At 30.0% G+C, this 17,163-nt stretch carries 34 protein-coding genes; 29 read left to right on the top strand and 5 right to left on the bottom strand.

Annotated elements, in window-relative coordinates; translation table 11 throughout:
• Positions 1 to 221: 221 nt before the first annotated feature.
• The 4 genes from glmU (at position 222) to KQI18_RS14595 (ending at position 4,497) form a co-directional block, all read left to right on the top strand.
• The gene (gene glmU, locus KQI18_RS11685; RefSeq protein WP_216468049.1) at positions 222 to 1,598 is read left to right on the top strand and encodes a bifunctional UDP-N-acetylglucosamine diphosphorylase/glucosamine-1-phosphate N-acetyltransferase GlmU; all 1,377 of its coding nucleotides are present in this window, start codon (positions 222 to 224) and stop codon (positions 1,596 to 1,598) included.
• Between the two features lie 37 nt (positions 1,599 to 1,635).
• Positions 1,636 to 2,586 carry a ribose-phosphate diphosphokinase gene (locus KQI18_RS11680; RefSeq protein ID WP_216468048.1) on the top strand — a complete coding sequence of 317 codons (951 nt, stop codon included), beginning with the start codon at positions 1,636 to 1,638 and terminating at the stop codon, positions 2,584 to 2,586.
• Between the two features lie 354 nt (positions 2,587 to 2,940).
• A complete protein-coding gene (locus KQI18_RS11675) occupies positions 2,941 to 4,032 on the top strand; it encodes a type IV pilus twitching motility protein PilT (RefSeq protein WP_216468047.1) in 1,092 nt (363 codons plus the stop codon).
• 15 nt (positions 4,033 to 4,047) lie between these two features.
• Positions 4,048 to 4,497 carry a prepilin peptidase gene (locus tag KQI18_RS14595; RefSeq protein WP_216468153.1) on the top strand — a complete coding sequence of 150 codons (450 nt, stop codon included), beginning with the start codon at positions 4,048 to 4,050 and terminating at the stop codon, positions 4,495 to 4,497.
• 430 nt (positions 4,498 to 4,927) lie between these two features.
• Here KQI18_RS14595 and KQI18_RS11665 read toward each other — a convergent pair whose 3' ends face one another.
• The 4 genes from KQI18_RS11665 to KQI18_RS11650 form a co-directional block, all read right to left on the bottom strand.
• Complete coding sequence (locus KQI18_RS11665) at positions 4,928 to 6,055, bottom strand: tyrosine-type recombinase/integrase (protein WP_216468046.1); 1,128 nt, start codon at positions 6,053 to 6,055, stop codon at positions 4,928 to 4,930.
• Between the two features lie 71 nt (positions 6,056 to 6,126).
• Complete coding sequence (locus tag KQI18_RS11660) at positions 6,127 to 6,339, bottom strand: hypothetical protein (protein ID WP_216468045.1); 213 nt, start codon at positions 6,337 to 6,339, stop codon at positions 6,127 to 6,129.
• Between the two features lie 9 nt (positions 6,340 to 6,348).
• Positions 6,349 to 6,792 carry an ImmA/IrrE family metallo-endopeptidase gene (locus tag KQI18_RS11655; protein WP_216468044.1) on the bottom strand — a complete coding sequence of 148 codons (444 nt, stop codon included), beginning with the start codon at positions 6,790 to 6,792 and terminating at the stop codon, positions 6,349 to 6,351.
• A gap of 14 nt (positions 6,793 to 6,806) precedes the next feature.
• Entirely contained in the window at positions 6,807 to 7,220 is a 414-nt protein-coding gene (locus KQI18_RS11650; RefSeq protein ID WP_216468043.1) for a helix-turn-helix domain-containing protein, read from the bottom strand.
• Positions 7,221 to 7,380: 160 nt separating this feature from the next.
• Between KQI18_RS11650 and KQI18_RS11645 the strand changes: the two genes are divergently transcribed.
• From KQI18_RS11645 to KQI18_RS11625, 6 genes are read left to right on the top strand one after another with little or no spacing between them, the layout of a single operon-like run.
• The gene (locus KQI18_RS11645; RefSeq protein WP_236887753.1) at positions 7,381 to 7,590 is read left to right on the top strand and encodes a helix-turn-helix domain-containing protein; all 210 of its coding nucleotides are present in this window, start codon (positions 7,381 to 7,383) and stop codon (positions 7,588 to 7,590) included.
• 16 nt (positions 7,591 to 7,606) lie between these two features.
• The gene (locus tag KQI18_RS11640; protein WP_216468042.1) at positions 7,607 to 8,356 is read left to right on the top strand and encodes an ORF6C domain-containing protein; all 750 of its coding nucleotides are present in this window, start codon (positions 7,607 to 7,609) and stop codon (positions 8,354 to 8,356) included.
• Positions 8,357 to 8,386: 30 nt separating this feature from the next.
• Positions 8,387 to 8,683 (top strand): hypothetical protein, encoded by a 297-nt coding sequence (locus KQI18_RS11635; protein WP_216468041.1) that lies wholly within the window; start codon positions 8,387 to 8,389, stop codon positions 8,681 to 8,683.
• A gap of 15 nt (positions 8,684 to 8,698) precedes the next feature.
• Positions 8,699 to 8,863: a hypothetical protein gene (locus KQI18_RS11630; RefSeq protein ID WP_216468040.1), complete on the top strand. Its 165-nt coding sequence runs from the start codon at positions 8,699 to 8,701 to the stop codon at positions 8,861 to 8,863.
• A 24-nt stretch (positions 8,864 to 8,887) separates the two neighbouring features.
• Positions 8,888 to 9,010 (top strand): hypothetical protein, encoded by a 123-nt coding sequence (locus KQI18_RS14360; RefSeq protein ID WP_257430762.1) that lies wholly within the window; start codon positions 8,888 to 8,890, stop codon positions 9,008 to 9,010.
• Between the two features lies 1 nt (position 9,011).
• The gene (locus KQI18_RS11625; protein ID WP_216468039.1) at positions 9,012 to 9,260 is read left to right on the top strand and encodes a hypothetical protein; all 249 of its coding nucleotides are present in this window, start codon (positions 9,012 to 9,014) and stop codon (positions 9,258 to 9,260) included.
• A 204-nt stretch (positions 9,261 to 9,464) separates the two neighbouring features.
• On the opposite strand, the gene KQI18_RS11620 is transcribed toward KQI18_RS11625, so the two are convergent.
• Positions 9,465 to 10,001, bottom strand: coding sequence for a hypothetical protein (locus tag KQI18_RS11620; RefSeq protein ID WP_216468038.1), 537 nt, complete (start codon positions 9,999 to 10,001; stop codon positions 9,465 to 9,467).
• Between the two features lie 70 nt (positions 10,002 to 10,071).
• On the opposite strand from KQI18_RS11620, the gene KQI18_RS11615 reads away from it, so the two are divergent.
• From KQI18_RS11615 to KQI18_RS11530, 19 genes are all read left to right on the top strand, one after another.
• Positions 10,072 to 10,296: a helix-turn-helix domain-containing protein gene (locus KQI18_RS11615; protein WP_216468037.1), complete on the top strand. Its 225-nt coding sequence runs from the start codon at positions 10,072 to 10,074 to the stop codon at positions 10,294 to 10,296.
• Positions 10,271 to 10,549: a hypothetical protein gene (locus tag KQI18_RS11610; RefSeq protein ID WP_216468036.1), complete on the top strand. Its 279-nt coding sequence runs from the start codon at positions 10,271 to 10,273 to the stop codon at positions 10,547 to 10,549. Before KQI18_RS11615 ends, KQI18_RS11610 begins: the two co-directional genes overlap by 26 nt.
• Entirely contained in the window at positions 10,524 to 11,423 is a 900-nt protein-coding gene (gene bet, locus KQI18_RS11605) for a phage recombination protein Bet (RefSeq protein WP_216468035.1), read from the top strand. Before KQI18_RS11610 ends, bet begins: the two co-directional genes overlap by 26 nt.
• A gap of 16 nt (positions 11,424 to 11,439) precedes the next feature.
• The gene (locus tag KQI18_RS11600; protein ID WP_216468034.1) at positions 11,440 to 12,300 is read left to right on the top strand and encodes a helix-turn-helix domain-containing protein; all 861 of its coding nucleotides are present in this window, start codon (positions 11,440 to 11,442) and stop codon (positions 12,298 to 12,300) included.
• 34 nt (positions 12,301 to 12,334) lie between these two features.
• A complete protein-coding gene (locus tag KQI18_RS11595) occupies positions 12,335 to 12,493 on the top strand; it encodes a hypothetical protein (protein ID WP_216468033.1) in 159 nt (52 codons plus the stop codon).
• Positions 12,494 to 12,625: a hypothetical protein gene (locus tag KQI18_RS14355; RefSeq protein ID WP_272876229.1), complete on the top strand. Its 132-nt coding sequence runs from the start codon at positions 12,494 to 12,496 to the stop codon at positions 12,623 to 12,625.
• Positions 12,615 to 12,848: a hypothetical protein gene (locus KQI18_RS11590; RefSeq protein WP_216468032.1), complete on the top strand. Its 234-nt coding sequence runs from the start codon at positions 12,615 to 12,617 to the stop codon at positions 12,846 to 12,848. The genes KQI18_RS14355 and KQI18_RS11590 overlap by 11 nt, the downstream gene beginning before the upstream one ends.
• 218 nt (positions 12,849 to 13,066) lie before the next feature.
• The gene (locus KQI18_RS11585) at positions 13,067 to 13,279 is read left to right on the top strand and encodes a hypothetical protein (RefSeq protein ID WP_216468031.1); all 213 of its coding nucleotides are present in this window, start codon (positions 13,067 to 13,069) and stop codon (positions 13,277 to 13,279) included.
• Between the two features lie 12 nt (positions 13,280 to 13,291).
• Complete coding sequence (locus KQI18_RS11580) at positions 13,292 to 13,477, top strand: hypothetical protein (RefSeq protein ID WP_216468030.1); 186 nt, start codon at positions 13,292 to 13,294, stop codon at positions 13,475 to 13,477.
• Position 13,478: 1 nt separating this feature from the next.
• The gene (locus tag KQI18_RS11575) at positions 13,479 to 13,631 is read left to right on the top strand and encodes a hypothetical protein (protein ID WP_216468029.1); all 153 of its coding nucleotides are present in this window, start codon (positions 13,479 to 13,481) and stop codon (positions 13,629 to 13,631) included.
• Positions 13,632 to 13,673: 42 nt separating this feature from the next.
• Complete coding sequence (locus tag KQI18_RS11570) at positions 13,674 to 14,099, top strand: DUF3850 domain-containing protein (RefSeq protein ID WP_236887752.1); 426 nt, start codon at positions 13,674 to 13,676, stop codon at positions 14,097 to 14,099.
• Between the two features lie 3 nt (positions 14,100 to 14,102).
• Positions 14,103 to 14,429, top strand: coding sequence for a hypothetical protein (locus KQI18_RS11565; RefSeq protein ID WP_216468028.1), 327 nt, complete (start codon positions 14,103 to 14,105; stop codon positions 14,427 to 14,429).
• A gap of 3 nt (positions 14,430 to 14,432) precedes the next feature.
• On the top strand, positions 14,433 to 14,666 hold the full coding sequence (locus tag KQI18_RS11560; RefSeq protein ID WP_216468027.1) for a hypothetical protein: 234 nt from the start codon (positions 14,433 to 14,435) through the stop codon (positions 14,664 to 14,666).
• Positions 14,667 to 14,669: 3 nt separating this feature from the next.
• Positions 14,670 to 14,798: a DNA adenine methylase gene (locus tag KQI18_RS11555; protein ID WP_216468026.1), complete on the top strand. Its 129-nt coding sequence runs from the start codon at positions 14,670 to 14,672 to the stop codon at positions 14,796 to 14,798.
• A 62-nt stretch (positions 14,799 to 14,860) separates the two neighbouring features.
• Positions 14,861 to 15,010 carry a hypothetical protein gene (locus KQI18_RS11550; RefSeq protein WP_216468025.1) on the top strand — a complete coding sequence of 50 codons (150 nt, stop codon included), beginning with the start codon at positions 14,861 to 14,863 and terminating at the stop codon, positions 15,008 to 15,010.
• 69 nt (positions 15,011 to 15,079) lie between these two features.
• The gene (locus tag KQI18_RS11545; RefSeq protein WP_216468024.1) at positions 15,080 to 15,427 is read left to right on the top strand and encodes a DNA adenine methylase; all 348 of its coding nucleotides are present in this window, start codon (positions 15,080 to 15,082) and stop codon (positions 15,425 to 15,427) included.
• Between the two features lie 13 nt (positions 15,428 to 15,440).
• Complete coding sequence (locus KQI18_RS11540) at positions 15,441 to 15,707, top strand: hypothetical protein (RefSeq protein WP_216468023.1); 267 nt, start codon at positions 15,441 to 15,443, stop codon at positions 15,705 to 15,707.
• 103 nt (positions 15,708 to 15,810) lie between these two features.
• Complete coding sequence (locus KQI18_RS11535) at positions 15,811 to 16,305, top strand: RNA polymerase sigma factor (protein WP_216468022.1); 495 nt, start codon at positions 15,811 to 15,813, stop codon at positions 16,303 to 16,305.
• 286 nt (positions 16,306 to 16,591) lie between these two features.
• Complete coding sequence (locus KQI18_RS11530) at positions 16,592 to 16,927, top strand: sigma factor-like helix-turn-helix DNA-binding protein (RefSeq protein ID WP_216468021.1); 336 nt, start codon at positions 16,592 to 16,594, stop codon at positions 16,925 to 16,927.
• Positions 16,928 to 17,163: the final 236 nt, after the last annotated feature.

Genomic DNA, 17,163 nt, shown 5'->3' with positions numbered 1-17,163 from the left:
GTGTACTTTTAACTAAAAAAATGCTATATTATTAATGAATATACTGAGATATAACAATATTAAGAGGTTTAAATCTTTAAAATATTCCAAAATAATTAATAATAATTATAACTAAATATTTAATTTATTAGTTTATTAAAGGGATCTTCAATAATAGAATGATCTATAAATATATATAAGAATAATCTATCAAATTAAATTTGATTGAATGGAGTGAATAAATGAACTTTAAAGCTATTATCCTTGCTGCAGGCAAAGGAACAAGAATGAAGTCTAAATATCCTAAAGTAATACATAAGGTATGTGGAAAAGAAATGGTAAACCACGTAATAGATGTTTCAAAAAATTCTGGAGTAAAAGATGTTGTAGTTATATTGGGTCATGAATCAGATCGTGTTAAAGAAAAATTAGCTTGTGACTCTACTACAATAAAACAAGAGGAACAGCTAGGGACAGGACATGCAGTCTTACAGGCTAAGGGCTATATAAAAGATGAAGACATTATAGTAGTGCTTTGTGGAGATACTCCGCTTATTAAGGAAAATACATTAAAAGATCTATTTGAATATCATATAAAACATGAATATCACGCGACAGTACTCACAACAAGTATGGACAATCCACACGGTTATGGTAGAATAATTAGGGATGAAAATGGAGATCTACTTAAAATAGTTGAGCAAAAAGACGCAAGTGAAAAAGAAAAATCAGTAAAAGAGATAAATTCGGGTATATACTGTTTTAAAGGATCAAGTTTAAGAGAAGCTTTAGATTTGATTGATAACAACAACGCTCAGGGTGAATACTATTTAACTGATACGATAAAAATAATGAGAGATAAACAACATAAAGTAGGTGCATTTAATGGATCTACTATAGAAGAACTTATGGGAGTAAACTCAAGAGTAGAACTATCTAAAGCTGAAGAGTTGATGAGAAGAAGAATAAATGAAAAGCACATGGTAAATGGAGTAACAATACTAGATGTCAATTCTACTTATATAGAATCAGACGTACAAATAGGAAATGATTCTATAATCTATCCAGGTGCGATGCTTATAGGAAACACAAAAATAGGCTCTGAGTGCACAATCGGTATGAATTCAAGTATAACAAACTCTGTGATTGGAAATCATACAGAAGTAATAAACTCTACTATAGTTGACAGTGTTGTTGGAGAATACACTCATGTTGGCCCTTACGCATACCTAAGACCAAAGTCTGATATCGGAAACAACGTAAAAATAGGAGATTTCGTTGAAGTAAAAAATGCTAAGATAGGCGATGGATCAAAAGCTTCACATTTATCTTACATAGGAGACGCTGAAGTAGGCAAAGATGTAAATATTGGTTGTGGAGTGGTATTTGTAAACTACGATGGAAAAAACAAGTTTAAATCAGTAGTAAAGGATGGCGCATTTGTAGGTTCAAACTGTAACCTAGTTGCACCAGTTACAATAGAGGAAAAAGGTTATATAGCAACAGGATCTACAATAACTGACGATGTACCAAATGGAGCACTAGCGATTGCTAGGCAAAGACAAGTGGTAAAAGAAGGTTGGGTAGAAAAAAAGGATAAACGAGATAGCAATAAATAATAAGTTGTCTTTAAATTTTTCAGGAGGGATTAAATAAATGAATACTAGTGGAAGTGAAATTAAAATCATAGCTGGGAATTCATCTAAGGAATTAGCAGGTAAAATAGCTGATTACATGGGTGTTTCGATGTTAGATTGTGAGGTTGGAAAGTTTAGTGATGGTGAAATATGTTTAAACATGAACGAAACTGTAAGAGGTTGTGACATGTTCGTAATTCAATCAACTAACAGCCCAGTAAATGACAACCTGATGGAGCTACTTATATTAATTGATGCACTTAAGAGAGCTTCAGCAGGTAGAATAACAGCAGTTATTCCATACTATGGATATGCAAGACAAGACAGAAAAGCTAAGGCAAGAGATCCTATTACAGCAAAATTAGTTGCTAATCTAATTACAGCGGCTGGTGCAGATAGAGTTCTTACTATGGATTTACATGCTGCTCAAATTCAAGGATATTTCGATATTCCACTTGACCACTTACTAGGAGGAAAGATACTAGCAGATCATTTTAACCAAATGGATATAGATGACCTAGTAGTAGTATCTCCAGACTTGGGTAGTGTTACCAGATCTAGACAGTTTGCTAATTCTCTAAAAGGAGAAGTTCCAATAGCTATAATAGATAAGAGAAGACCAAAGGCAAACGTAAGTGAAGTTATGAATATAATCGGTGAAGTTGAAGGTAAAAATGTAATACTTATGGACGATATGATAGATACAGCTGGAACTATAGTAAATGCTGCTCAAGCACTTAAAAAGTTCGGAGCTAAAGATGTTTATGCTTGTTGTACTCACGGTGTACTATCAGGACCAGCTATTGAAAGAATCGCTGGGTCTGACATAAAGGAGCTTATAGTACTTGATACTATACAACTACCTGAAGAGAAAAGAATAGATAAAATTAAGATAAAAACTGTTGCTAACTTATTTGGAGATGCTATCCAAAAGATTTTTACAAATGAGTCAGTAAGTAAATTATTTTAATTAAATTTTAAATAGTATAATATAAAAATTAAAACGACATCTTTAGAATTTCTAAAGATGTCGTTTTAATTTTTATAAATCTTATTTTCTAACTTCAAGTTCTTGCTTTTAGTAACAATTAGATCAAGGTCCTCTAATCTAGGTTTACCTTAAGTTTTATACAGACATTATACTATATAAACACAATAAGTGACAGTTGATATAGTGTCATAAACACAGTAATAAACACAGTTTGAAACTAGATATATGTAGAATTTTATATAAATAAACTTATAAAATATGCAATACAAAGTATTTTTATAAATTTATTTTGTCAATAATTACATTAGATAGAAATATATGTGAGGTGAAAAAGTGAATATAAATAACTTATTAGAAAAATCTTCAATAATAGGTGCTTCGGATCTATACATTTCGGTAGGGGCTGTGCCCACAGCAAGAATAGGAGAGAGCTTTAGATATATAGATAATACAATAGTGTCACCAGAGTTATCTAAAAAAATTTTAATAGATATTTCTTCTTTAAATATATACAAAAACGTTGAATCAAAAGGGGAAAGAGACTTTTCTTTAGAAACAAGTGATAAACGGAGATATAGAGTAAATGCATTCATGCAGAAGGAGAATATTTCACTAGCAATAAGAATAATCCCAAACAAAATACCAAGTTTAGAAGAACTTTCTCTGCCGCCGACACTAAAGAGTTTTACTGAAAAGCGTTCTGGTTTGATCTTAGTTACGGGTTCGACGGGAAGTGGAAAGAGTACAACTATTGCAAGTTTATTGGATCTAATAAATTCAACTCAAGAAAAACACATTATAACAATAGAGGATCCAATTGAATATTTACATAGACATAAAAAAAGTATTGTAAATCAAAGAGAGGTAGGTAAAGATACTAAAAATTTCAATACTGGCCTTAGAGCTGCTTTAAGACAGAGCCCAGATATAATACTCATTGGTGAAATAAGAGATGCAGAGAGTATGATAGCAGCGCTTAGGGCAGCCGAAACTGGTCACTTAGTTTTTTCTACACTACATACTACTGGAGGGGGTAAATGTATAGATAGAATTGTTGATATGTTTAGTCCGTCGGAGCACCACCAAATTAGATCTCAGTTAGCATCGGCTTTTGAGGGGATGCTCTCACAACAATTGATCCCTAGAAAAAATATATCAGAGAAAAATGTATTAGGCAGGGAAATTCTATCATGTTCTATGGTAGTTGCTACTGAAATAATGTTGGGAACTTCAGCAATTAAAAATTCAATAAAGGAAGGAAAGACACATCAGATATCAAATTTAATTCAGATAGGTTCGAAGTACGGAATGATTACAATGGATCAAAATCTTATAAATCTATTTTTTGAGGGTGCTATTTCTGAGGATAATTTAATCTCAAGATGTAATGATACTGAATTCGTTAGAAGATTTATAAAAAATTAGAAGTGGGGTGACACAATTAACCTGTATTATTTTACCTTAATTATTCTGCTTACTGTAATATCAATAATAGACTTTTTAAAATACATAATACCTAACTTAAGTTTAATTTTTGGAGGATCTATATGCATTTTACTAAATATTGTAGGAAAGGGAGTAGGCTTAGCCATAAGTATTTCAGGCTGCATTATAATGGTAGTATTTACATACATAATTGCCTCTATATTGAAAAAAATATTTAAAGAAGAGTGTATTGGTTTTGGGGATATCAAGTTATTTGGTATGATTGGATTATATCTGGGAGCTAATACAACAATAATAATTTATTTTTTTAGCTTGTATATTGCAAGTTTTATAGGAATTTCTTATGTAATTTACAGTAAATTCAAATATGGAGAGTACAATAAATTTATACCTTTTGCGCCTATAATTTCATTGGTTACGGTATTTGTGTTACTGATAAAATAATCTAATAATCTCGCTATTACAGGTTAATTTTAAAATTGATATCAATTCTTACAGTTTGTTTAATATTATCGTATTTGTCTGACAAGGTGATTTGTTTTTTATGTGATGAAATAGAAAAAAACATAAAGAGATTATTTGTCACAAATATATGTATGTTGTCACTATTTTTAGCAGTTTGTATAAAATATGGAAAAAGCGTCGATACAATCAGATATATACTGTTGATTCCATTTATTATAATCGTCTCCATTATTGATATTTACAGTAGAAATGTATATGACTTAACGGTACTTTGTAAGACTCTAATATTTTATAATAATGTTTACGCCTTTAAAGTGAGTATATAAGTGGATTTTACGTGTTTTTGTATCTTATAGTGAACTTGATTTCAACTGACATTTTACAAAAAAACTGACATTTAACTGACATTTTATTTAAATAATATATTTCCTATATTTTCACTTGCATTTTTATCCATATCCTCTAGAACATGAGAGTATCTATTTAATGTAATACTTATATCTGCATGACCTAATCTTTCAGAGATAGTTTTGAAATCAGTACCAGAAGATACTAGCAAAGTTGCATTTGTATGTCTAAGATCATGAATTTTAATTCTTCTTAAGTTATTTGTTTTACAGAAATTATCAAAGTTTTTATTTACGTTCCTTGGGTAAATGGGGTTTAACTTTGTATTTAAACAAACTAAATTTAATTTATTAGTCAGTATGCCTTTCAATTTCAATTCGTTTTGTCTGATTCTTTCGGTTTTAAGTCTATCCATTAATTCTGGCGGTGCTGTTAATGTACGTTTTGAAGATTTTGTCTTAGGTTTCTTTAAACTAAATCCTTCTTTATTTCTATAGTATAGAATATTTTCTATGCTTATTTTTTTATTTTCAAAATCAACACAATCCCAAGTTAATCCGGTTGCTTCGGTTTTACGTAATCCAAGTGTAAGCATTAATAAAATAGGAACCTCAAGAAAATGTCCTTTTATCTTTTCAATTAAGAGCTTAACTTCGCTTCTATCATATGGATTAATTTCATTTTCTTTTTGCTCTATAATTGTTGGAGTTTTTACAAAGTCGCATATGTTTTCTGGAATCTCTCTAAGTCTGTAACATTCCTTTAAAACAATCTTAAGAAAACGTGTATTTAGATTTGCAGTACTTTCGCAATAATTATCATAGGCTTTATTAATATACGATTGTAACATAGTGGGGTTAACATCCATTAAGTTTACATTATTAAAAAAAGGCGCAATATGATTCTTAATACAATTGTTATAGTTATCCAATGTGTTTGGAGATGCTTTTTTCTCAATTTCCTTTACATATAATTTACATCTATCAACTAAAGTTAATTCCGTTGGCTTCATAAATTTATTATTATTTATGCGGTATTTAACTTCTATTAAATGTTTTTCTGCGTCCTTCTTCGAATTAAAAGAATCCTCAGTTTTTTGTTTTAACTTACCTGTATCATAATCTAAATACTCAATCATTACACAATATCTTTGACCTCTTTTTCTTATAAAAGCTGATTTTATGTTCATATTTTCCTCCTTTGCAGAATGTATGTTTGTTTAAATTTATATATAAAAGAGTAGTTTATGCTACTCTAGATTTAGTGTTTATTATATTCAGTTATATCAATCGTCGGATATTCCTTAACAAGATTATCAAAATTTTCTTTGGTTATATCTCCTGCAAAAAGAGGTACCAATGTAAGTCCAACTTCTAATTTACTGATAGAATCTATTGCCTCATTTTTAGTATTAAAACCAGGTAGTTTAAGTTCATCTCTTTTAATCAATTCTATAATTTCTTCTTTTGTCATATTAACCTCCTATATTTTATGATTAAATTTAAATTCTACAAGTTCTAAAGGAACTTCAAAATAACAAGCCATTTGTTCAATTGAAAATTGCTTATCGATTGCTTCTTTTATATCTTCATTAGTAATTAATAATTCCGCAGCGAATTCGTTTGCCTCATTCTCAAAGGTTGATACTTTCATGAAAGTATTGTGTTTCAAATAGAAACAGTTGTTTTTAGTATGCAATATTGCATGACCTAATTCATGGCTTAGAACAAATCTTTTTTCAATATCGCTTATATTATTATTAATAAATATAAAACTATTCCTTTTTATGTAACGATACATTCCCCAAATGTTTTTCAAATCTGTGTATATAATATTTATATTTAAATGTTCACTTAATGAGAAAGGATCGTTGGTATTAAATTTATCTATTAAATGATTAACAAGAACTTTTATATTATTTCTCACACACTCACCCTCTGTTATTTTTTATATTTCTTTGGTGTATATTTTTCTTTATTTTTTATTTTAGCGGTTTTAAGAGCTATTTCCATTGCTTGTTCTATTAGATATAGTTCTTCCTCGTCTAATTCCTCACCATTATAAAAAGCGGGTCCATCTTGTCCAGATTTAAATTCTTCCATTATTTTTTTCAAGTCTTTTTGTATGCTTTTTTCATCTTTAGTAGTTAAGCTTGAATTATCAGTGACTCCTAAAAGATAATCAGTGCTTACATTAAATAATTTCGATAGTACCATTAAATCTTCATTTGTAGGATCTCTTTTTTCCGTTTCCCACATTGCTACTTTACTAGTAGAGCTATTTATTTTTTTAGCTAAATCAGACTGTGTTAAATCTGCTTTCTTCCTTAATTCTTTTACTCTCTTTGAAAACAAAATAATCACTCCTTGTTAAATTATAGCTAAATTGTATCACTATAAGTGAAAATTAGAAAGTGTTTTTAATTAAAAATCACTAAAAGAGATAAAAAGTATTGACGAAAATCACTGATAGTGATATTATGTATTTATCACGATAAGTGAAGGAGATGATAATTTGAAGGATTTAATAGATTTTAGATTGAGTTTGAATTTAACTCAGAAAGAAATGGCTATAAAAATGGGTATATCAGAGTCTTACTATTCAAAAGTAGAGGGTGAATTTAAAAGACCTGGACGTGGTTTTTTAGAGAAATTTAAGAGAGAATTTCCTGATAAAGATATTAATATTTTCTTTAAAAAATGCACTAATAGTGAAGTTAATTAGAAATGAGATTTAATACATGAATAATTTAATACCAATTAAATTTAAAAATCAAAATGTAATAACTACAGAGTTATTAGCTGAAGTATACGGAACAGATGTTAAGAATATTCAAATGAACTTTAAAAGAAATGAAAAGAATTTCGAAGAAGATAAGCATTATTATTTTCTTCAAGGCGAGGAACTGAAACAATTTAAGAGCTTGTCTACTGAAAGTGGGTTACCTGTAAATAAATTTGCTTCTAGTTTGTATCTTTGGACAGAAAGAGGAGCAAACAGACATTGTAAAATTTTAGACACAGATAAAGCATGGGAACAGTTTGACAATTTAGAGGAAACATATTTCAGAGTAAAAGAAAACCCATATATGAACTTATCAAAAGAATTACAAGCAATATTCATGATGGATAAAAAACATCAGGAGCTAGAAAAAGGACAAGAAGTTCTAACTGAAAAAGTTACTAATTTAGAAAATAAAATGACTATCAATTATGAACTAGCCGAGAATATCAGATCAGAGATTAGTGCGAAAGCGGTACATAGTTTAGGTGGCTATAATTCACCTGCATATAAGAAATTAAGCAAGAAAGCATATAGCGCACTACATAGAGATCTAAAAGGTTATTTCAAAGTTAACAGCTATAAAAACCTATCTGTAAAAAGATATGAAGAAGCAATTAATTACATACAAGGATGGACACCAGGAACTAATCTGATGTTAGAAATAAAAGAAATGAATAATCAAATAGAATTTAAGATGGTTAACTAGGAATTATTATAAGGGCAGGAGGGGATTAATATGAAAAGTTTACTTAGAAAGTTTTCAACAAGGGAGATAGTGGAAGAGTTATTTACAAGAGACGAAGCAGCTGACGTAATAAACATATTCAAAAATGAGAAAGGATTGGATTGCGAGTTTGTAGACATCAAAGGCTTTTGTGAATGGCTTTGTATTAAGCAAGGTAAGGCTAGAGACATGGCAAAGAAAGCTGAAGCTACTGGAGCCTTTGATGTTTTAAGAGTAGGTAGAGATTATAGAATTGATAAGGTGTCATTTAAAAATTGGTTTAGAAAAACTGGCGGTAAATTTCAATAAGCAGGAGGTAATTAAATGAATAAATTATCAAAAATTATAGCAGGGGTTCTAATTTTATCAAGTTTAGCAATTGGAGCATTAGCTACTTATAACGTTAATCATCTATACGATAGAATCTCAGATCTAGAAGAGGTTAATAGTCAACAACATCATAGGATTTTGGAATTGGAAAACAAATAAATTAGACAAATAGGAGGTAATAAAATGAACTTTATATCTTATTTAATAGGTTGTATCAAACACAAAGAAAGACCGTCTCTAAAGCACTACGTAGACTGTGTAAATGTAATAGAAAACGCTAAATCTGAATTAAAGGAGTGGATATAGAATGGATGAAGCTTTACAAATGAAATTAAGTAGAATATCAGAACTAAGAAAACAAGAATATCTTAAGTATTTAAGCATCAAATACAAGGTTAGAAATAATAGAAGATTGACAACAGATGAAGCTGAGGAAATAGTAAATAAGGCTTACTCAGATTATAAAGAAATAGAGAAGTATACAGAAAAAATAGAAATGTTAATAGAGCAAGAAGAACTGGAACGAGAGATACCCATACCAGTTCAATATTGCTAGATAGCCACGGCAATGGCTACTATTGATTATAAATGTATTTAAATTATACCATAGGAGATTAAAAAAATGAATTACATTATTTCATGGATATTGATAGTAACCACATTTATGGTTCTCATCGTTCCTATTGTTCACTTTGAAGATAGAAAAAAAGTAATCTATGTTGGATTAATCACTATTTTTGTTGCTGTTATTAGATATATTTTAGAGATATAAATAGGCAATCAGTAAAGCAGCTAAGTACACTAATGCAAAAACATGTGCATTTCTTGCTCTTAAAAACATAATGAACATCTCCAGTTTCGTTCTATATTGTTGCTTGTTTAATCTATATAAGATACTTCTGATAGGCAAATCAGTAGTTTTACATAACTTATCATAATTGTTATTGATATTGTTGCATATTTTGAACCAATATTTATTGCACCATTCCTCAGAACCGATACGTAAAAAGTATTGAAATTCTTGAAGATCATAATGCAAATTTATATCAACATATAATGAATTTTTTTCATATATTTCATTATATTTTTCAATAAAATCATTTGTAAATTCAGGGGAGATATTCTTAAAAAGATATGGTTCAATTTCTAAAAACAAGGGATGGTACACTTTTTCCAATTTTATAAAAGAAGTAGATTTTCTATTAGATTTACTATTAAATAGTATAGTTAAAATTCCGACAGTTAGTACCATAACTGGATTAAGCATTATAGATAAAATTTGTTCCCAGTTTTTCATTATGCACCACCTTAAAATAATTTTGGTATTTAAGCCATAAATAAATTATATCATACCAAGGAGGAAAATTATGACAATAGGAGACAAGATAAACCAATTATTATTCGATAAGAATATGAAAGCATACATATTAGCAGAAAAAATAGAAACAGATCCAAGTAACTTATATAGAATAATCAGAAACGAAAATACGAACCCAACTATAAAAATAGTTAAAAAGATAGCTGATGCTTTCGAAGTATCAGTAGATGAATTGGTGTGTGATATAGATGCATATGAAAAAATTAGAAAATAGATTATTAGAAGCAAGGTTTTTCAAATGTGAAGGAGTCGAAGAGGAATATAGACAAGGCTGTTGCAAAGCACTTGATTCTTTTATTAAAAAGTATGAAGAAAATCGGACAATTGAAGAACTAAGAGAACATTTAAAAGATATAGAAAACAAAGATTATTACGGAAGTTACATAGATGGATATACAAGTTGTTTTAAGTACTTAATAGAAGAATTGGAGGGGGCAAAGAATGAGCAATCAATTAACAAAAAATAATGCTTTATCATTAGCAGAGTTCACTCTTGAAGGTGGACAAAGATTAACAAAGGAGACAGTAAAGAACTACCTAGGTGGCCAGAATGCTACAGATCAAGAAGTTTTAATGTTTCTAGAGTTATGCAAGGCACAAAACTTAAATCCTTTTGTAAGGGATGCATACTTAGTTAAATTCGGAAGCCAACAAGCACAAATTATAGTTGGTAAGGATGTATTTATAAAAAGAGCATATGATAATCCAAATTTTAACGGAATGAAAGCAGGAGTAGTAGTAATAGACAAAAACGGTGAATTAAAAGAGCGTGAAGGAGCTTTAAAGCTACCAGGTGAGGATCTTGTAGGTGGTTGGTGTGAAGTTTATTTAAAAGATAAAGATTTTCCAGTCAGATCAGTTCCAAGTTTTGAAGAATACGCTCAAAAAACAAAAGAAGGAAAATTAAATAGTATGTGGTCAAATAAAGGGGCAACAATGATTAGAAAAGTTGCACAATCTCAGGCATTAAGAGAGGCATTCCCAAAAGAATTAAGAGGATTATATCAAGAGGAAGAAATGGGAGTTAATAAAAACTTACCACAAAAACCAATAGAGGTAGGAAAGGCAAGTACAGATCAGAAACAAGTCATTTTAAAACTTGCAAGCATGAAAGATTTGTATAGTTATGATGATAAAAAAGATACATCTAAATTAGAAGAGTTTTGCATTAGCAACGGATTTGATTTACAAGAATTAAAGTTTGAAGAAGTGGACGAGCTGCTAGATATACTTAGCAAATATGAACCAAAGGAAACAGACAATCCAATAATAGATGCTGATTTTACAGAGGTTGAAGATAAAGAAGATACGGAACAACAAGCAAGTTTTAAAGAGTTATAAAAGAGGGTGATAAGCCTTGAATTTACTTAAGGACAACAGAGAAAAGAACTGGTTTATGGTTGAGAATGAACTAATAGATAATTTGCAGTTAACTACATATGAAAAGATGATTTACATAGTCCTAGTAAGACACACAAATGAAGATAGTAATTGTTTTCCAAGTATGTCTACTATATCTAAAAAAGCAGGATGTAGTGTTGCTACAGTAAAGCGAACTGTAAAAAGTTTAGAAGATAAATCCTTGATAAAAAAGGTAACTAGAAAAGTTGAAGGCAAGAAAGAAAACAATAGTAACTTGTATTATATTATGAGTGCAAAAGGTGGGGTCTGTGAGAACCTAGGTTCAGAGAGACACAACGGTAGGGTCTGTGAGAACCCACAGGTAGGGTCTGTGAGAGCCAGTAACAATACTAATATTAACAATACTAATATAACAAGTATGTATATAGAAAATGAGGACGAGCCTGTGGATAACTCTTTAGGAGAATTTAGTAAACTCTACCAACAAAATATCGGGGTAGTAAATGGGATCACTGCACAATGGCTTGTAGAACTTTCTAAGGAAATGGAATTAGATTTATTTAGAAGAGCAGTAGAAATATGTACAGAACGTGGAAAGTTAACACAAGGCTATCTAAAAGGGATCATTAAACAATGGAACGATAACAACATAACTACATATGAACAACTGAAAGCTCTAGAGTTGGAAAGAGAGCAAGGGAAAATTAAATCGAAGGAAAGAAAAACAACTAGTAAAGAAACGAATTATAGATCTAAAAAGACAGGGTTCCATAACTTTGAGGAATCATTCACACAATACTCTTCTGATGAACTGGACGAGATAATCAGAAAGAGCCAAAGAGAAAAGTTTAAATAGGAGGGGGACAACCCCTCTAGAAAGGTGTGATTACATGAGAATTTGCACAGAAAGCGGTTGCAGTGAAAACAATGACAGTAGATGCTGTAAGGATTGCAATGAAAAATATAAATGTATAAAAAAAGGTTGGTATTGTGCTTTATTAGAGGGTGAAGAGGATATAGAAGAATGTCCTTACGAAAAGGAGCAGTAAATGAAAGTAAAACTAGAAGATAGACAAGCCTTAATTGATCTAGCAAGGCATTATTGGATAGATGAAGGTTATAGCATTCTTGAAGCCATAATTAAGGCTGAGATAGTTTTGGAGGGTGAATATGATAACTAGACTAATAGAGTTAACTTATGTAAGACACTATAAAACAATATCCGTTAATAACAGACTTTTTACAATAGAGATTTTTCAGAACCACGAAAGGAAGCTGTATTATGAGGTTTCTGAAATTATTAATAATATAGCTTGGGAGTTTGCAGATAGTTTTTATAATCCTAGGGAAGCAATAGATGCAATTAAACAAGCTGTAAGCGAAAAAGAGGTGCAAAATGATTAATGATATAGCAATCGTAATAATACTTGTCCTAGTGGCGATAGGGACGTTAATTGCGGTATTCTTACTTGGTCGTTGGGTGGAATATAGAAGTCATTTAGAAAGTAACAAGTTATCGGATGAAGTTTATTGTAGATGCATACAGTTGAATCGTGAAAATAAGTATTTGAGAAGTAAGGTCAGTCTGAATAATTTAACTAAGGATATGGGAGGTAAGTAATATGGATGAACAAGAATTTAAAGAAGTTAAAATGTTAATTGATCAAGTAATAAATTCTGTTAAATTAGCAATAAAAGAAACTAAAGACATTCCAAATTATATCGCAAGAATAAAAGAACTAACAGTAAACGCAACAAATGAACAATTGAAATATATCGAAGATAGAGACGAAGAATTAATACCGCTTGTAGAACAATTAGAGAAAACATTTTAGGAGGTAAGTAATATGACTATTATAGACAAATTAGTTAATGAAATGAGCGTAGATGAACTAAGAGGCTTTGTGAAAATGGAGATACTAGAAAATGGTTGTATTGAACATTGGTCTTGCATTGAAGACCAAATACCTGGTAAGGATTGTGACGGCGAGTGTATAAAATGTTGGCATAGAGAATATAAGGGGGCTGAGTAATATGGATCCAATGGAATTGCAAGAAGAATTAGAAGACTTATACGAGTGGATAGATGATCATAATTTGCTTAGCATGGACAAGAAAGAGTACTACAAAATGACAAGGGAGACATTAACAAAATTAATAGATATGATAGATAAATTGGAGGGTTAGAGTATGAAAAGAATAATAAGCTGTTCTAGGTGCCAGAAGGAGATGGAACTTTGCAAATCAAAACAGTTACCCCGTAAAATATTTTTATGCAAGTCTTGTTATGATGAGTTACTTAAAGAAGATATACGCATGATACGAAGACCAAAAGATAAAATGAGTGACAATGACAAGGTATTGTTCGGATTGATGCTTGAAGAATATTTTCAAAAAGATGAGGTTACTACACATGAACTTAAAATCTATAAAGAGTATTTTGAACCAGTGTTAAACGGATCTAAAACTTTTGAAATACGAAAGAATGATAGAAATTACAGAGTGGGAGACAGGATAGTTTTAAACGAACTACAGGACGATAAAAAAACATACACAGGAAGGTACTTCAAAGGTGTTATTACATATGTAACGGACTATGCACAGCAGGACGGATATGTCGTGTTTAGTTTTAGAAAAGCGGATTGGGAGGATTAGAGTGTGAATAATAAATATCTAATAATCTGTTTAAGATACGGATATTTCAATCGAGATAATTTAGTGTTTTGGGGAAAGAATCGGAGCGGATATTATAGCGACTTAAGTAAGGTTGGAGTATATACAAAAGAGGAAGCTTTGAGAATTTGCAATAGGAGTGAAGACTTTTACATAAGTTTAGATAAATTAGGAATAACACAGGAAATGCTAGATTTTAATCATCCTTATGTTGAAATGAAATTTAAGCGTACAGAAAAGATATGTGATTATATAAATGAATATTTAAATTTATATAGAAATAAGCAACTCATGATTTATGGGGAGGTTTAGAGTATGAAGGTTAAAGGGTTTATAAAAGTTAGCAAAAATAACTTTCCTTTTTATTGCATATCTGATGAAGGTTGTTTAACTAAAAATATAGTTTTAAAACGTTTTGGAAATAGAGAAATTAGAGAGATTGACTTTACAGTTGATATGCAAAATGAGAGATTAGCAAATTCAGATAGGTTGTTTAAACCGACATTGAGTATAGTACCTAAAATATATATTAAGGATATGGAGGATTAGAGTATGAAGGTATTAAAATGGACAGGCTCAAAATGGAGAATGGCCAGTAAAATAATTTCTTTAATGCCAGATCATAAATGTTATATAGAACCATATTTCGGGAGCGGAGCTGTATTCTCAATAGTGAGATAATAAATGATCTAGACGGAAATGTTGTAAATTTATTTAAGGTCATTAGAGATAATCCAAATGAATTGGCCACAGCAATTTACTTAACTCCATATGCAAGAGAAGAATATTCAAATGCAGATTTAAATATAGATGAAGGTGTTGAAAGGGCTAGGAGATTTCTAGTAAGAAGCAATAAGGCCAGAGGCGGAGTTCAACATTATAAACCAGGCTGAAGAACAGCCGGTCCAAAAGAAAGTATTGCTAAAAATAGACGAGTAGTAAATGAGTGGAATAGGCTTCCAGTGAATATATTAGCAGCAGCACAAAGGCTTAAAGATGCTGAAATAGAAAATACTGATGCGATTAAACTAATAAAAAAATATAACGATAAAAATTGTTTGATATACATAGATCCACCTTATCTATTGGAGACTAGATCTAATAAATATTACAATAACGAAATTACAGAATTAGAACATATAGAGTTGCTTAAAACAATTAATGAAAGTAAATCAAAGATAATATTAAGTGGTTATGATTCAGATTTATACAAGCAGTATTTAAAAGATTGGAACAAATATGAAGTTGAGTCTAGGACAGAAAGCAAGGATATAAAAATAGAATGTTTATGGCTTAATTATATTATATAGGGAGGGATTTAAAATGTTAGTTTTAGAGTTACCGAAAGAAACAACTATATATAAACAGTTAGGGAAAGTTAGTGAAGTATACTCGGATTTTGTACATGCTGTAATAGACGATGATACAAATGAAGAAATATTATCCGAGTTTTATGAGGTGGTGCAAGAAATGATAGGTGTAATGTATTTAAAAGGTATAAAGGTAAACGACATCGAGAATGGAGGAATAATGCATATTTCAAAGTTAGGAGACAGAGGTTGGAATATAAAGGGTAGAGTAACTCTATAAAGAGAAATTAAATAGTTGAGAGAAAAGGAGCTGTCTAGATTTTAAATAGATAGCCAAGGTCGATTAAATAAATGTAATTGCAGGTAATTATAGGAGTGATGTTATGGCTAATGATTTAGAAAAAGATTGTATCGGGCTTACAGTAAAACTGTTAAAAGGGTATAGAAAACAATTACTACATTTAGAAGAATTAAAGAAATTTAAAGATCAATTAAAGTGTGATTATACTACACAATCTATTACATATGATATTGAAAAAATATCTAGAACCAATAAAGTCTCTAAAATAGTAGAAGAAGAGGTTATAAGGACCTTAAGTAAGATAGAGGAACTAGAAAATGATATTGAAAGAAAAAATGGTTTAATAAATAAAATAGATAATGCTATAAATAATTTAAGCCCTATACATAAAAAAATAATCAAGTACAAATACATAGATGGTCTAAGTTGGGAAGAAATAATTGATAAAACATCTTATAGTGAGAGATCATTAAAGTATAAGAGAAGTGATGCAGTTAAAAGAATAGCCGTAAAATTATTTGGAGGCAAGACCTTTAAAGAAGATGAATCTAATTTGTATGATTTAATTATCAAATAGAGATAAGGTGATAAAATTATTTATCACCTTAAAGTAATAATAGTCCAGTATTTTATAATCAATTTTTGAGTTTAATTTAACTATAAAATTATTTAACAATTAACATGTTGGTTGTTGGTTGTTATTCAACTGATTGTTATTTAAAATTTAAAATAATAATACATAAACAGAAAGCCCCCGGGTTAAATCAAATGGAAGTTTATTTGGGGAACCAAGCAACGGGGAGGGGGGCTATTTAAATATAAATAAATATTTTTATCATGCGCGCGAGGGGGATAAAGGATTTATGGTCAAGGCGACAAAAGAGATAGAGAAGTTCTCAATTGATATATTAAGATATTACAAGGAGTTAAGGTCTTTTATAGATGGAATAAATGATAATAATATATTCAGTATTAGTAATGACGATATAGAGGGAACGAAAAGGTTAGTAAATAAATTAGAACAGGCGTTGAGTAAGTTAAATCCTGACCAAAAGGAATTAATTAAACTAAGATATATAGATCATTTGGACTGGGAGTTGATAAGTGAAAGTATATCTTGTAGTAAGAGGACAGCTCACAATAGGAATAAAGAAGCCGTAAGTATAATTGTGCAAACATTATTTAATGAAATTAATTGATATAGTGACTTAGCGTTATTTTATTCAATAAACTTATTAGGATCAAAAAATTTCATAAAAATATTACAATTAATTATATAGATTCCCTTAACAAAGAGTAAATAAAGCAAAAATAAATGGATTTTTGATTATAATAAAGTATATAGTATAAGAAAACTTTTGATGACTAGCTTATAAAGGTACCTCTTAAATATTATATAGTGGGAGGTGCTGTCTGAATTATTATACGAATGAAT

This window comes from Metaclostridioides mangenotii, from assembly GCF_018917235.1.
Classification (GTDB): Bacteria; Bacillota; Clostridia; order Peptostreptococcales; family Peptostreptococcaceae; genus Metaclostridioides.
This window is presented reverse-complemented; position numbering and strand designations above follow the sequence as displayed.